Raw genomic sequence first — 15,250 nt, 5'->3', positions numbered from 1 at the left:
CCTCCGGGGTTCCCGCCCTCGTTCAGGAACCCGCTAGCGGTCTCCTACGGTCAGTCGGTGCTGCGTTTTGATTGCTCCGTCGTCAGGTCCCCGGCGTGGTGCTCAGTGCGAGATTTCAATCTCGGTGTATTGATGCAAGGATGCGAAAATTCTTTCTTAACACTATTTTCTCCATTGCGTATTCAGCGATTCCCAATCACTTCGGTCTCCCTCGAGGTCGCTGAGTAATGAGTGCGACTCAGTGCCAAGGCGTGGCCGGCAGGGGGTTCTGTGGGCTACAATCAAGGACCAGCGCTGAACGGCAAAAAATGACCGCTTTCCAGGGCATTTTTCAGAGTGAATGCACCCGGGACGGGTGCGGTCCGCAGCCCACAGAACCCCCTGCCGGCCGCGCCGCTCGAAGCCACCTCATGTAACCCCGCCCCCACCCCGTGGCCGCCCCAAAAGCACCACCAACCTGCCAATCCCACCTGACTAAAAACACCCCTGCCCCGCAAAACATCCAGAACGAGACCCCGCACTGTGGCCCGATCAATTGCCCCTGTTACTGCTCTTACGTTAGAATCCACGGACAACAGGCGGCAATGGCTGCCTTTTTTGTTTTGTGTCAGGCCTAATTGCCGCGACACTTCACAGCCCCTCTTATGGAGCCAGGCGTTAAACCGGCTCCATTTTTATTTACTGGACCAGGATCAAGCATGGCAGTTCAACACTTTCTGACACTGAAGGATCTTCCCCGCAAAGACATACTGGAAATCGTCCAGAGAGCCAGCGCCCTGAAACAGGCTGACGACCCCTCAACAGCGCTTGCTGGTCGCACGCTGGCACTGATTTTCGACAAGTCCTCCACTCGCACCAGGGTTGCATTCGAAGTAGCAATGAATCGCCTGGGTGGCAGTTCGATCTTTCTGTCCAACAAAGATTCGCAGCTGGGCCGCGGAGAAACACCGGAAGACAGCGCCAGAGTGCTGTCCCGCATGGTGGACTGCGTGGCTATCCGGACTTTTGAGCACAGCATGCTGGAGCGATTCGCCAGTCATTCTCAAGTACCCGTCATCAACGCCCTGACCGATTCCTTCCACCCCTGCCAGTTACTGGCCGACGTGCAGACCTTCCAGGAACATCGCGGTTCAATCGCAGGCAAGACGGTCGCCTGGATCGGAGACGGCAATAATATGTGCCAGTCTTACATCAATGCCTCGGAAGTATTTGATTTCGAATTAAGGATTGCGGCACCCAAAGGCTATGAGCCGGATCCCCTGCTGGTGCAGCAGCACAGTCATCGGGTCTCGCTGTGCAGCACTCCCCAGGAGGCGGTCCGAGACGTGGACCTGGTGGTCACAGATGTCTGGGCCTCTATGGGGCAGGAATCCGAGCAGTCACAGCGGCTGCAACTGTTTGCTGCCTACCAGGTCAATGAGGCGTTGTTGGCGCTGGCCAACAGCAGGGCTTTGTTCATGCATTGCCTGCCGGCCCACCGGGGTGAGGAAGTCAGTGCCGGGGTAATCGATGCGCCGGATAGCGTGGTTTGGGACGAAGCTGAAAACCGTATGCACTCACAAAGAGCATTACTGGAATTTCTCTGTATCAGCAATTTACTCAATTGACCGCCCGGGTAGCCGTACCGGTTGTAAAAAGGCTTGAATTCAAACCTCTCCAGCGCCCGTTTTCAGCGGAGCGCTACCACTATATATAGTGGTAGCGCATTTTGAGCGCAAACCCCTGCCACGAGGTTGGGCACACCCCGCCATGCGACCCGGCACCGGGCTGCGCCCCGCAGAAGCGCACCTTTGCAGGGCGCTCGATGTAACGTGGCTAAGTCCCGGAATCTATTAACAACTTACTCACAACTACTGCACAAAAAAACTTCTTGCAATAGCCTACCAACCGCATTATCTTGTGGCGGTAGTTTTCGGCTTGCCTATATATTGTAATCAGGCCGACAGGATCACCGGCTGATTCTTGTCAGGAAGAACCAGAAAAAGCCCGGAATATCGAGCGCTTACAGAGCCGCTCGAAAGGCGAACCCAGCGACTTCAGCAGTTTTCAGACAGGGACAACGGGCATCAACCCCCGCTCTTCGGCGACTTTGAAAATAATAGAATAAAAGTGCTAAAGTCCAGCCGCAAAAACACAATATATAGTGTATGGCTCAGAGAGCTTAGCCGACCCGGGTTTTGCCCGGCGACACCAGTCTGCGACGTTCTGGCTGTACAGCGCCAGGAAGCAGCAGCCAACAGGCCGAGACAGCTTGAATCAGCAGGAGACGCCAGCCCGCACCGGGCATTAGGCAAGTAATACAAGACCGAGACAAACAACGACAATCTGCAAACGCGCACAGGTCGCAGACCCAAGAATACACCGGAGAAAAAAATGCAAACTGAAGTTCCTACTCCAGGGGATACCACCCTTACCGCTCCGTCAAGCAAATCCGCCAGCAGCAACACCGTCGCCAGCACGGCACCGGGACAACTGCGCGTCATAAAGCGCAATGGCGCAGTGGTTTCCTATGATGAATCCAAGATCATCGTCGCCATTACCAAAGCTTATCTGGCGGTAGAAGGTGGTAATGCGGCGGCCTCCAGCCGAATTCACGACCTGGTGCTGACACTTGGCAAGCAGATTGCGGACACCTTCAAGCGCCGGATGCCCTCTGGCGGCACTATTCATATCGAGGACATTCAAGATCAGGTGGAGCTGGCCCTGATGCGCAGTGGCGACCATAACGTCGCCCGCAGTTACGTCCTGTACCGTGCCGAGCGCGCACGCCAGCGGGAACAGCGCCAGAAAAAAGACGTGGCGAACAGGCCGGCTCTGGAAGTCACCTTTGAGGACGGTACCCGCGGCCCCCTCGATACCGAGCGCCTGCAAACTGTCATTCGCGAAGCCTGCGAAGGTCTGGAAGATGTGTCCAGCGATGAGATTTATAACGAGACACTTAAGAACCTGTACCCGGGCGTCAAGATGAGTGACGTGAGTACTTCCCTGGTGATGACTGCCCGCACAATGGTCGAAAAAGATCCCAATTATTCCTTTGTCACGGCGCGCCTGTTGATGGATACGCTGCGTAGCGAGGCCCTGAGTTTTCTAGGCGTAGCTGACAAGGCCACCCAGTCGGAAATGCACTACCGTTACGCGTCGGTGTTAAAGCCCTACGTCGAAAAAGGGGTTGAACTAGGATTGCTGTCCCCTCACCTGCTGGAATATAACCTGGAAGTTCTGGGTCAGGCTCTCAAGGCTGAACGCGACCAGCAGTTTACCTATCTGGGGCTGCAAACCCTTTACGACCGCTACTTTATCCACAGTAACGGCGTCCGATTTGAACTTCCCCAGGTATTCTTCATGCGTGTAGCCATGGGACTGGCCAGCAACGAGGAAAATCGGGAGGAACGGGCAATCGAGTTCTACAACCTGATTTCCAGTTTCGATTACATGGTCTCCACCCCGCAGCTATTCAACTCCGGCACCATGCGGCCGCAACTGTCGTCGTGTTTTCTTACCACAGTCCCCGACGACCTGTATGGCATCTACTCGGCTATCCGCGACAACGCCATGCTGTCGAAATGGGCTGGTGGACTGGGCAACGACTGGACACCGGTCAGGGCACTGGGAGCCTACATCAAGGGAACTAACGGAAAATCACAGGGAGTCGTACCTTTTCTCAAGGTGGTCAACGACACGGCGGTAGCTGTCAACCAGGGTGGCAAACGCAAGGGCGCGGTCTGTGCTTACCTGGAAACCTGGCACCTGGATATCGAGGAGTTTCTCGAACTGCGCAAGAACACTGGAGACGACCGGCGCCGGGCCCACGACATGAACACCGCCAACTGGATTCCGGATCTGTTCATGAAGCGGGTGTTTAACGACCAGGACTGGACCCTGTTTTCACCGAACAACGTCCCGGAACTCCACGACCTTCACGGCAGGGAGTTCGAGGAAGCTTACGAAGAATACGAGCGCAAGGCGGCAGCCGGCGAGATGGAGATTTACAAAACCGTCAAAGCTGCCAGCCTGTGGCGCAAGATGCTGTCGATGCTGTTTGAAACCGGCCATCCCTGGATCACATTCAAGGACAGTTGCAACGTGCGCTCTCCCCAGCAGCACGTGGGGACTATCCATTCTTCCAATCTGTGCACGGAGATCACCCTCAATACCAGCAAAGATGAAGTGGCCGTCTGTAATCTGGGGTCCATCAACCTGGTCAACCATGTTGACGAGAATGGACTCAACCAGGAAAAGCTGCAGAGAACAATCAAAACCGCGATTCGAATGCTGGATAACGTAATCGACATCAATTATTACTCTGTACCGGAAGCCAAGAATTCCAACATGAAGCACCGCCCTATTGGCATGGGCATCATGGGCTTTCAGGACGCTCTGTATCTGCAGAAAATCCCCTATGCTTCCAATCAGGCGCTGGAGTTTGCCGATGCATCCATGGAGGTAATCAGCTATTACGCCCTGCAGGCATCCAGTGAGCTGGCAGAAGAACGTGGTTGCTACGAATCCTACCGGGGCTCGCTATGGGATCAGGGTATTTTACCAATCGATTCCCTGAAGCTTCTGCAACAGGAACGCGGCAAGGACTACCTGGATGTCAACCTGGAGCAACGCCTTGACTGGGCCAGCCTGCGGCAGCGAATCCAGGAAAAGGGCATGCGGAATTCCAATGTCATGGCGATAGCACCGACCGCCACCATTGCCAATATCAGCGGCGTTTCCCAGTCCATAGAACCGACCTACCAGAACCTGTATGTGAAATCCAATCTGTCCGGCGAATTCACCGTGGTGAACCCCTACCTGGTTAAGGATCTGAAAGCCCTCGACCTGTGGGATAACGTCATGGCCAACGATCTGAAATATTACGAGGGCAGTGTTGAAAAGATCGACCGAGTCCCCCAGCACATCAAACAGCTTTATGCCACAGCCTTCGAAGTGGAACCGCGCTGGCTGGTGGACGCTGCAAGTCGCCGACAGAAGTGGATTGACCAGGCCCAGTCATTGAATCTTTATATCGCCGGGGCCAGCGGCAAGAAACTGGACGTCACCTACCGCATGGCCTGGCTGCGAGGGCTGAAGACCACTTATTACCTGCGCGCACTGGCAGCGACAACAACGGAGAAATCCACAATATCCGACTCGTCATTGAACAAGGTTTCGTCGGGGCCCGCCAGCGTCCCCATGGCCTGTTCAATTGATGATCCGGATTGCGAAGCCTGCCAATAACAGCGCCCGAGCAGCGAATACAGAATCAGAAACAGAGGTGTAATTATGTTGTCATGGGATGAATTTGAAAACGAAGACCAGCCTGTTGCTTTCGAGCCCCCTGCTCGCAGCAAAGTAGCAGACCTGGCACCTGCGCCGCAAGCAGCGCCGCGGACAGCCACCCCACAGTCGACAGAAAAAGAAACTACAGAGGGCGCGTCGTCACAGACCGAAACAGCAGACGCGGCCATTGCCGCCAACGATCAGGCTCTGCAACGGGCCATTGACGCGCTGGAGGATCTCGATGTTCAGGCCGGGATTGAGGAATTAGAAGGAGCCGCCGCCAGGGTCAAGGTTGATGATAAGCGCATGATCAACTGTCGCGCGGACCTGAATCAGCTGGTCCCCTTCAAGTATGACTGGGCGTGGCAGAAGTACCTCGACGGCTGCGCCAACCACTGGATGCCCCAGGAAGTCAATATGAACGCCGACATCGCTCTGTGGAAGACCGAAGGTGGGCTGACAGCCGATGAGCGCCTGATCGTAAAACGCAGCCTGGGTTTCTTTTCAACCGCGGACTCACTGGTCGCCAACAACCTGGTGCTGGCGATTTACCGCCTGATCACGAACCCGGAATGCCGTCAGTATATTCTTCGTCAGGCGTTCGAAGAGGCGATTCATACTCATGCCTATCAGTATTGCATCGAGTCGCTAGGCATGGATGAAGGTGAAATTTTCAACATGTATCATGAAATACCGTCGGTAGCTAAGAAGGCCGCCTGGGGACTGAAGTACACACAGGACCTGTCTGATCCAGCCTTCGAAACCGGGACTGTGGAAAACGATCAGAAGCTATTACGTAATCTGGTGGCGTTTTACTGCTGCCTGGAAGGAATTTTCTTCTACTGCGGCTTTACCCAGATTCTTTCCATGGGGCGCCGCAACAAGATGACCGGCACTTCCGAGCAATTCCAGTACATTCTGCGCGACGAGTCCATGCACCTGAATTTCGGCATCGACATGATCAACCAGATCAAACTGGAAAATCCACAACTCTGGACCGACTCTATGAAGGAGCAGGTCACCCAGATGATACTGCAGGCCACCCAGCTGGAAATTGAATATGCCCGGGATACCATGCCCCGTGGCGTGCTGGGGATGAACGCAGCCATGATGGAAGAGTATCTGCAGTTTATCGCCAACCGGAGACTGGTCCAGATCGGGCTTCCCGAACAGTTCAAAGGTGTAGGAAACCCGTTCCCGTGGATGTCGGAAATAATGGATTTGCGCAAGGAGAAAAATTTCTTTGAGACACGGGTTACTGAGTACAAGACCGGTGGCGCGCTGAACTGGGACTGATTCTCGGTCAGAGACGGGACCAGGGCCAGCCAATACAATCAAGGAGAAGCCAGCATGAGTGAGAAGAAGTACTCAGAAAACGATCCGGAAAGGACTCTAATTACTCTCGATCAACTCAGCCAGACCATAGAGGTGATGACCAGCGTAGTAAACCGCCTGAGAAAGCACCTGAGCGATCAGATCACGGCGCGTCGGGAAATCGAAGAAATCCAGCGCGCCCGGCGCGAAAGGGAGAGGGATAAAAGCGAACTGGAGCTGTGCCCGGTGGACGACGACGATGCAGGATCCAATCCTCAGGGTGTCGTTGTGGAAGTCACCCAACCGGGCTCCGAGCTCGACGAACGTCCGGATGAGAAGACACTGCACTGAAAGTCCAACCGACCAACGTGAGCGCTAATCCCAGGATTGGTGCCATTGTGCTGGCTGCGGGGTTCAGCAGCCGCTTTGGTGGCACAAAACTGCGTGCCCGGCTGAACTCGGGTTATACAGTGCTGCAGCAGACAGTCGCCACAGTGCAATCCATAATTCCCCAGGTCCTGCTGGTTACCCGCCCGGATAGCGGGGTGACGATTACCGACAGTTCTGTTTACATCGAAGCCTTTTCGGATGCTGAGAAAGGTATGGGCGCCAGTCTTGCCTTTGGCATGCGACAGGCGCTTCAGCACTTCGACTGGGATGGCTGCCTGGTCTGCCTCGGTGACATGCCCTTTATCAGACCCGAGACCTATCTAGCCCTGGCCGAAGCCCTGGGCGCAGACAATATAGTGCTGCCAGATTATGGCGGAACGACAGGCAATCCGGTCGGATTTGGCAGGGTTTTCTTTACCGCCCTGACTGGCCTGCATGGCGACCAGGGTGGTCGCGACGTCATCAGGGATAACTCCGATGCCGTTGTCCGGATCACCGTGAATGATCCCGCAATCAGTCAGGACATCGACACACCCGACGACCTGATCCGCTACGATCAAACCTGACGGGAACCTCCCCTTCTCCATCCACCGCGGACTTTCCCCATCGCAGTTGCACAGGCCCTGGCATTGCTCCTAGAATGGAGCGGTTGCCGTTGCCGTTGCCAATCAAGACGGGACTGTCGGCCGGACAAGACCGGAATGAGAGGCCAGCCAGGTGAAAAAAATAAAGAACGAGAATGAACTGCTGAAAGAGGCTATCCGGGTGGGTACCCGGTATTTTGAGGCTCGCGGTGCGGGAAAGTTCGAAGAAACCGATCACGTGGACACCAAGGCACGGGCCATCTACCTGTTACTGGTGAAGGACAAGGTCATACAGCCCCTGGCCAAACAGGACGAGTCAGTGCAGAACATGAAGCACAAGCTGGCGCTCTGGATAACCAAGAACCTTCCCAAAGATCACCATCTGCTGAGTTAAACCGGAATTTGCATGGTTCCCTTCAAGACACAAACGAAACACCTGATAGCCGCTTTACTCCTGTTACCGATCCAGTTGTTCCCCGGACCAACCAGCGCCGACGAAACCAGCGCAAGAGCCGCGATGGAAAGTGCGGAAAATCCCCTGGTCGTAATCACCAGCGGAGCCGGCAATATTTACCTGGAGTTACTTGAGGACGAGGCCCCTCGCAACGTGCAGAACTTTCTTGCCCTGGCAGAAGGCGAACTGGAAATTACCGACCGTCAATCAGGCCAGACTTTTTCACCACGCTACTTTGACGGCATGACCTTTCATCGCGTGATACCCGGTTTCCTGATTCAGACCGGCAGTCCGGCCGAGAACGTCTTTGGTGAGCCTGCCGAAATCCTGGCGGACGAGATCAACGCCAGCTCCCTGGGGCTGGACCGGATGCCTGCAGTGCTGGCGGACGGCTCATTCAATCCCATTCTGCAGCTCAGTGATCGCGAAGACCTGGAGGAAGCACTGCTGGTGCCCCTGTACCGGACCCTGGGCATCGAATCCAACGGGGAAATTGCCGAACGGCAATACGAGCTTGATCAGCACCTGCGGACACTCACAATCAAGCAGGTCTACGAAAACCAGGGCTATCGTTATACGGAGCAGCACCCCACCAGACCAATCAGTCGCGGCACAGTAGCCTTGACCAATTCCGGGCCGAATACCAACAGTGCCGGGTTCTTCATCTCCCTGGTGCCGGCAGAATGGCTTAACGGACGCTACACGGTGATCGGCCGCGTTGTCGAGGGGCTGGATGTGGTGGAACGCATCAATCAGCAATCCGCCGCCAGAGGGGGAAATCGCCGCGCGACGCTGATCTACAGTATTCGCAGACTTTAGTTGTTGCCCGACGGAAGTCTGTTCGCAATAAAAAACTGACCTTATACTACGGGTTCTCGCCCTGAACACTGTGCTGGAGGCTCATCATGAGCAAGAAAAAAAACAAACGCCAGGCCACTGCTGCTGAAATGTACGCGCTTTGTGTCACCGTGGGCCTGATCATAGGCCTGGGCTTGACGCCGCTGATGGGCAATTTGCTGATAATGCTGGCAGGCGGTGCTGTGGTCGGCGCGCTGGCTGCCTTTCTGCTGACACGAAACACACCCCGTTCGTCACATCGTCATGCCCACAGGCGCCACCATCACCGCTAGCCCAAAGATTTCACCAAACTCCGTGGCGAGACCGTCCCCGGGTGCGGCCGCAGCAGGAGTTTGGTTAAAAATTCAGGACCAGGCCCGGAACCAGCTTTTAAACTGCCGTAATCAGTCAGCGGCGCCCTGCACAGTCAGCGTCTGTTGAAATATTTCCCGCCGATACGGAGGCAGGGACTCCAGGATGGCCTTGCCGTAAAATTTGGTCACCAGTCGCTCGTCAAAAAGGGTTATTTTCCCGCTGTCAGATTCATTGCGCAACAGGCGCCCACAGGCCTGCACCAGTCGAAAAGCGGCTTCGGGAACAGCCAGAGTCATGAACGGGTTATCGCCTCTGGATTCGATCCACTGGGATAAAGTCGCTTCGATTGGATCATTGGGAACTGCAAACGGTATCTTGGCGATCAATACATGGGTGCAATACTTGCCTGGCAGGTCGATACCCTCGGCGAAACTGGCAAGGCCACAAATAATGCTGCGCTCTCCCCGATCAATGCGTTCTCTGTGCTGCTGCAGGAGTTGCGATTTCTGGTAATCGTCCTGGCACAGAACCCTGTCGTACAACTCGGGCTCGAGACCCTGTAGCACGTCCTGCATCTGGCGACGACTGGAAAACAGTATCAGCGCCGCCTGATCCTCCAGCAGCATATCTGGCAAAGACGCCACGATCAGGTCGGTATGACGCTGGTTGTCCGAAGGTTCGCAATGCATGCGCGGAATTCTCAATACCGCCCTGGTGGCGAAATCGAACGGGCTGGGAATGCTCAGATAGCGGGTCTGTTCCGGCAGCCCGGCGCGCAGTTTCAGCACATCGAAGCGCCCCAGCGCAGAAAGGGTGGCCGAAGTCAGTACGGCGCCACCACAGGTACTCCAAAGGCGCCGGGCGAGATTATCTGCCGCCAGCACCGGGCTGGATGCCAGGCTGAAATCCGTGTCATCGTTGAATTCTGTCAGAGTAAGCCAGCGGGCTGATGGCGCTGATTCCGGCGGATCTCCATGGGCAAAGCTGGTCCATAGCTTCAGGCTGCTGTCGGCCCGGGAAAACATACTGCCCGCCAACGGAAACCATTGCTCTGCCAACAGGCGCATCTGCAGATCCGCTCCGTTTTCCACCAGTTGCTTGATGCCATCCTGAAGCTCGTAAAAATGGTTATAGAGTTGCCCGAATCGCACTTCGAGAGCACCTGCTGCCTCCTGCAATTCAATCGGAATTACCCCGAGCGCGAAGGTATGTTGCTGGCTGCTTCCGTAACTGTCCAGGGTATCCAGCGACCCTCTCAGGTTCTCCAGCAGCAGTAACACTTCGCCGAGCTTCTCACCCGTGTCTGCCAGCACAGAGCGAATCGTTTCCAGGTCTGAATCGCCTCCCAGCGCATTCATCAATTGCGGTTCTGCGGTCAGCTGCAGCATCGCCCTGTCAACCTGTTGCAGCCATTGCAGGCTACCCTTGATGCGAGTAAAGGCGGCGAAATGATTGTTACTCTTTACCGGCAGATGATGGGCCTCATCGAAGATGAACAGAGTCTCCGCGGGATCCGGCAAAATGACCCCTCCCCCCAGCGCCAGATCGGCCAGCACCAGATCATGATTGGTGACAATACAATCCACCTTGTCCATTCGTTCGCGGGCCTTGAAAAAACAGCACTGTTTGAAGTAGCTGCAGCGTGCTCCCATGCATTGACTGTTGTCCACCGTCACCTGACGCCAGGCTGTATCGGTCACCGGTTCGTGCCATTCATCCCGATCACCCTGCCAGCGACCGGCCGAAATATCGTCCAGCATTGCCTGATAGAGGGACTTGTCCCCCTGGCCCGGTCCTTCCGGTTGATCTCCATAGAGATCAAACATGGCATTCAGACTGGCGTTGTCCTGCAACAGGCTATCCAGACGCGCCAGGCATAAATATCGCCCCCTTCCCTTGGCCATGGCGAAACTGAAATCCAGCTCCGAGCCCGCCAGAATATCTGGCAGATCCTTAAGGATCACCTGCTCCTGCAACGCCACGGTTGCAGTGGCCAGCACCACTTTGAAGTCGAGTTTTTTCGCCACCGGCAGGACTGCCAGCACGTAAGCAAGCGTCTTGCCGGTACCGGTTCCGGCTTCTACCACGCAAATCGGTGGCGCGTGATCGGTATTTTCCTCCGGGCTCGCACTCGCGTTCTGGACAGTGGCCAGGCAATTGGCAATCTCGGCTATCATTTGCCGTTGCCCCATGCGAGGCGTAAACCTGTAGGTCTCGATGAGCTTCGTATAAGCTGACTGAATGCTTTTTTTTACGTCGTCAGGAAGCAGACCGGCAGGTTGACTGGATTTGGGGACGGCCAAACAGAACTCCATCGAGCGCCACAGGTAAGATGCAATCATTATAGTCCTCCCGATCGGGAAATGTGGACAAATCATCCACTTTCCTCCTGCGTGCGGTATGGCCGGTAGTTTCTCTGGGTGGATTTACCGGCAACTCGCCGCTGTCACCGATGAAATAACTTCTGGTACACTTGCGCTTCATTTCCAAAGAGGCAGCAGGCGGATTAACATGAGCAGTGAAGAAACGCCAACCCCGGCAGTTACCGGCAGCCCATCTCCCTCGAGCGACACAGCGGATCCCGGCGCCACCAGTGACACTGGTAGCATGACAAAAGAGTCTGACCTGAGTCGCGCGACTACCGAGAGTGAAGCTGGCAGCGAGGCCCAGGGAAGCGCCACGCCAGCCACCGTTGAGTCATCCAGTGAGTCATCTGACCCTGGCTCCCGCTGCGAAAATGAAGAGCCCGTTAAGCCAGCGGTCGAAATCGACAGCCGCGTCACCGAACAACTGACCTCCGCACTGCAAGGACACGTTCAGGTACTCTCGACCCTGCAGAATCCTCTCACGAACCAGGAAGAAACCCTGCTCATGGAGCTGGGCAAATCCATGCCAGAGGCCATACTCCAGGTCAGCCGCAATAAAAGCGCCGGCCTATCCGGCGACCTGCTGGCGCTGGCCCGTCTGGTCAAGGCTGTTTCTCTACTGGATGAGCGTCGCCCGATGCTCGATGAGGCACTCAGCGCTGTGGGCAAATTGGATTCGAAGCGCACTGCTGACATTGTTAACGCCCAGAAACTGATCCGCCGACTGAAGAGCGAAATTGGCTGGCCCCTGGAAACTCCGGTTTCAGAGTCCTACCACACACTGCTGGAAGCAGAGCAGACACTTGATGACATTGTCAGTAAGAACCGGGAGTTCCAGGCTGAGCTGCTGGGTGACACCGGCAAACTGGTTGACGAATTACGCAGCCTGCTGGAAGCCGGCAACAGCACCGCAGCCGGCTCCTTGTGGGACAAAATTCAATCCAACACCAGAAATCTCAGCAGCCGCACTCAAACAGAGCTTAAGGAGCAGATTTCCGAACTGCGCGCTAAAATCAACGAATTGCAGGAATGGAAGAAGTTCGCCGCGGCTGAGAAAAAGAAAGAACTGATCGGCGAAATGGAAAAACTTCGCGATCTAACCCTCCCTGTACCGGAAAAAGCCGCCCAGATACGCAAGCTCCACGAAAAATGGAAGCTGTTGGGGTTTTCGGACCAGAACGAAGAGCTGTGGCAACAGTTTAAAAAAGTATCAGACGACGCCTATGCCCCCTGCAAGGAGCATTTTAAACAGCGTAAGGCGCAGATGATCGAAAACTTTAAGCAACGCGAAGAAATATGTTCACGCATCGAAAACTTTCTGCAGACCGCTGACCAGACGGCGCCCAATATCGCAGACCTCAAGAATTTTGAAAAACAGGTCCAGGAAGATTGGAAAAAATACGCGCCAATCGAACAGTCAAAAATAAAGAAATTGCAAAAGAGATTTTACGGTCTTCTAGATCAGGTTCGCTCAATTCGGAATTCCGCGGCCAGGACTAACGGTGAATTGAAGCAGGCACTGGTTGAGAAAGCGCGGCAGCTGCTGGATCTGGATGATCGGCGTGAGGCCATGGCGCAAGCTAAGGCGTTGCAGATCGAATGGAAAGCCATCGGACCGGCCTCATTCAAAGATGACAGAAAACACTGGGAGGACTTCAGAGCCGCCTGTGACACCCTGTTCAAGGACCGTGACAACACCAAAAATGCACTTCGTAACGAGATCGGCAGTTCACTGCAGGCCTGTAATGACCTGCTGTCAAAACTGGATCAGATCCTTGAGCAGGATGACGAGACCTTACGGGAATCGCGCAAACTTTTTGCTTCTCTGCAGCGGGATTTCAACCAGGCGCTGAGCCCTAAAATCAAGAAGGAGCGCCGCCAGTTACTGGATCGTTTCACCGTACTGACCCGGAAAATCGAGTCACGGTTACGCCGCTTACCGGATAAAAAGCAGCTGCAGGCGCTGGCCTCCCTGGAAGCCAGGGCATCTGTCTGCCTGGCGCTGGAGACCACACTGCTGGCCTGTAGTGACGACGAATCGCTGTCCAGCGAGCAGAACAATTTTGACAGGGCGGCCTGGGGTAGCCTGGAAAACAGCGGACTGACAGATTTTGACCGCCGGATGAATCAGCGGCTGGAGGCTGTGCTTGGCACCAGGAGTGTCAAAGCCCTCAACAAGCTTCAGGAAGAGTCTGAAAAACTGGCTCGCAGACAGTTAATTGAAGCTGAAATACGGGCCAATCTCGACTCACCGGAGCAGGACCGCGGTATGCGAATGGAGTTACAGCTCAGCCAGTTGCAGAATAATTTTGGCAAAGCAGTCACAGAAGACAGCGGAGACCGGGCACGATTTGGACGTGAGTTTCAACTGGCCCTGTTGTGTGCTGGGCCGTTATCCTGTCCGGTACGCAAGGAACTGCAGCAGCGGGCAGAAAAGGTGCTGGAAAAGCTTCTTTAATCTGTTAACGCGAAACGTCGGATTACCGGATTGGCATACATCAGGAGAACATACCTGTGCAGTCGCGTGTCGATGCTGACCAGACGACGCGTGAACTTCTCACTGGTCAGCGGATCGAGTGCAGTCGCCCAGGCTCCTTCCGCCAGTGGCGGCAACGCCACCAGATTATTTTCCCGGAGTAAGCGCAGGGCCAGGAAATTAGTGTCATGTAACCGGTAGTTTTTCAGTATCTGGGCATCGATCATGGCCGCCACTTCATCGGGGTCGTCGGTAGCGATGCTCAATTCCTCACCGAAGCCGACATGCACGTGCCCCTTCTGACCGATGATCCCGGTAACGATACTGTGAATATCGCTTTGGTCGGTTTTGGTGAATTCCCCTTTGGCTTCAAGCTGGTACAGCTCTTCTGCCTTGAGTTCATCACAGGCATCGAACTCGTAGGAGATCGCCACGGGAACCAGGTTGAGCTGTGCGAGGCTCTCTCGCAAAGGTACCTGTCTCTGCCCCATGGCCAGCATCTTTATCAACGCCGGCTCCGTCTCATCGACGCCGTCCTTGGCCCGTCCTTCCCGCTGTGCAATCCAGACGCTCTGACCGTCGGCAATACAATGATGGATATAGCGCGACAGCAGATCCAATGATTTCAACAGCTCACGACCCTTCAACGAGCGATGGACAATAAAACTTTTATTCAAGCGCATCAGGTCGGTGACAAAAGGCTTCTTCAACAGGTTGTCGCCGATGGCAATCTGACAGGTTCCCTGTCCGGCATGATGGAGCGCATAGTTGACAAACGCCGGATCCATGGCGATATCCCGGTGATTGCTGATAAACAGGTGTGGCTTGTGTGGATCCAGACGTTCCAGCCCGGAATTGGAGAAGCCAGCCGACGTATCCCGGATCATCTTGCCCATGTGGATCGCGATCACATCCTGCATGGCTGCCACGCTGTCCACGCCTTTCAGCTGGGAACTGAGACGCCTTTTGGCAAGCAACTCCAGCGGCAGCAGACGGGCCAGACGGGGGTAAAAAAAGCGGGCCACGCTGCGAAGAAACTCGGGGTTAGCCAGCAGATCGTCCAGCACCAGCCTGATTTCATTGTCAAGATAGGGTCTGATCTCTTTAAATTCATCCATCAAGCTTGACGGTCCGTCTTGCAGGCTCTTTTTCGACCTGATGAAGGGTGGCTGTCGAAGCCAACCGGAATGGGCGGCAATTCTAGCCTCATCGCCACGCTATGACAACCAGCTATTTCCTGCGACGA

General features: G+C 55.2%; 11 protein-coding genes. 9 read left to right on the top strand and 2 right to left on the bottom strand.

The window, feature by feature from the left end:
- The first annotated feature begins 698 nt into the window (after positions 1–698).
- From argF to R3F50_15160, 8 genes are all read left to right on the top strand, one after another.
- Positions 699–1,607, top strand: a complete 909-nt coding sequence (argF, locus tag R3F50_15195; protein MEZ5491647.1) for an ornithine carbamoyltransferase — start codon at positions 699–701, stop codon at positions 1,605–1,607.
- A 766-nt stretch (positions 1,608–2,373) separates the two neighbouring features.
- Positions 2,374–5,226 (top strand): ribonucleoside-diphosphate reductase subunit alpha, encoded by a 2,853-nt coding sequence (locus R3F50_15190; GenBank protein ID MEZ5491646.1) that lies wholly within the window; start codon positions 2,374–2,376, stop codon positions 5,224–5,226.
- A gap of 45 nt (positions 5,227–5,271) precedes the next feature.
- Complete coding sequence (locus R3F50_15185) at positions 5,272–6,564, top strand: ribonucleotide-diphosphate reductase subunit beta (GenBank protein MEZ5491645.1); 1,293 nt, start codon at positions 5,272–5,274, stop codon at positions 6,562–6,564.
- Positions 6,565–6,618: 54 nt separating this feature from the next.
- Positions 6,619–6,933, top strand: coding sequence for a hypothetical protein (locus R3F50_15180; GenBank protein MEZ5491644.1), 315 nt, complete (start codon positions 6,619–6,621; stop codon positions 6,931–6,933).
- 17 nt (positions 6,934–6,950) lie between these two features.
- A complete protein-coding gene (locus R3F50_15175; protein ID MEZ5491643.1) occupies positions 6,951–7,538 on the top strand; it encodes a nucleotidyltransferase family protein in 588 nt (195 codons plus the stop codon).
- A 151-nt stretch (positions 7,539–7,689) separates the two neighbouring features.
- Positions 7,690–7,950 carry a DUF5062 family protein gene (locus R3F50_15170; GenBank protein ID MEZ5491642.1) on the top strand — a complete coding sequence of 87 codons (261 nt, stop codon included), beginning with the start codon at positions 7,690–7,692 and terminating at the stop codon, positions 7,948–7,950.
- A gap of 12 nt (positions 7,951–7,962) precedes the next feature.
- Positions 7,963–8,829 carry a peptidylprolyl isomerase gene (locus tag R3F50_15165; protein ID MEZ5491641.1) on the top strand — a complete coding sequence of 289 codons (867 nt, stop codon included), beginning with the start codon at positions 7,963–7,965 and terminating at the stop codon, positions 8,827–8,829.
- 86 nt (positions 8,830–8,915) lie between these two features.
- Complete coding sequence (locus tag R3F50_15160) at positions 8,916–9,140, top strand: hypothetical protein (protein MEZ5491640.1); 225 nt, start codon at positions 8,916–8,918, stop codon at positions 9,138–9,140.
- Positions 9,141–9,251: 111 nt separating this feature from the next.
- Here the strand turns inward: R3F50_15160 and dinG are convergent, their stop codons facing one another.
- Positions 9,252–11,504 (bottom strand): ATP-dependent DNA helicase DinG, encoded by a 2,253-nt coding sequence (gene dinG, locus R3F50_15155; protein ID MEZ5491639.1) that lies wholly within the window; start codon positions 11,502–11,504, stop codon positions 9,252–9,254.
- 169 nt (positions 11,505–11,673) lie between these two features.
- On the opposite strand from dinG, the gene R3F50_15150 reads away from it, so the two are divergent.
- Complete coding sequence (locus R3F50_15150; protein MEZ5491638.1) at positions 11,674–13,986, top strand: DUF349 domain-containing protein; 2,313 nt, start codon at positions 11,674–11,676, stop codon at positions 13,984–13,986.
- Here R3F50_15150 and R3F50_15145 read toward each other — a convergent pair.
- Positions 13,983–15,122, bottom strand: a complete 1,140-nt coding sequence (locus tag R3F50_15145; protein ID MEZ5491637.1) for a 1-acyl-sn-glycerol-3-phosphate acyltransferase — start codon at positions 15,120–15,122, stop codon at positions 13,983–13,985. The genes R3F50_15150 and R3F50_15145 overlap by 4 nt on opposite strands.
- Positions 15,123–15,250: the final 128 nt, after the last annotated feature.

The organism is Gammaproteobacteria bacterium, assembly GCA_041395725.1.
GTDB lineage: Bacteria > Pseudomonadota > Gammaproteobacteria > Pseudomonadales > Pseudohongiellaceae > NORP240.
Note: the sequence above shows the minus strand (reverse complement) of the source record. Positions and strands in the feature narration are given on the sequence as shown.

Coding starts and splice junctions, on each gene's coding strand:
- R3F50_15180 (MEZ5491644.1), top strand. CDS start 6,619: ATGAGTGAGAAGAAGTACTCAGAAAACGATCCGGAAAGGACTCTAATT.
- R3F50_15190 (MEZ5491646.1), top strand. CDS start 2,374: ATGCAAACTGAAGTTCCTACTCCAGGGGATACCACCCTTACCGCTCCG.
- R3F50_15185 (MEZ5491645.1), top strand. CDS start 5,272: ATGTTGTCATGGGATGAATTTGAAAACGAAGACCAGCCTGTTGCTTTC.
- R3F50_15165 (MEZ5491641.1), top strand. CDS start 7,963: ATGGTTCCCTTCAAGACACAAACGAAACACCTGATAGCCGCTTTACTC.
- R3F50_15145 (MEZ5491637.1), bottom strand. CDS start 15,122: ATGGATGAATTTAAAGAGATCAGACCCTATCTTGACAATGAAATCAGG.
- R3F50_15160 (MEZ5491640.1), top strand. CDS start 8,916: ATGAGCAAGAAAAAAAACAAACGCCAGGCCACTGCTGCTGAAATGTAC.
- R3F50_15150 (MEZ5491638.1), top strand. CDS start 11,674: ATGAGCAGTGAAGAAACGCCAACCCCGGCAGTTACCGGCAGCCCATCT.
- dinG (MEZ5491639.1), bottom strand. CDS start 11,504: ATGATTGCATCTTACCTGTGGCGCTCGATGGAGTTCTGTTTGGCCGTC.
- argF (MEZ5491647.1), top strand. CDS start 699: ATGGCAGTTCAACACTTTCTGACACTGAAGGATCTTCCCCGCAAAGAC.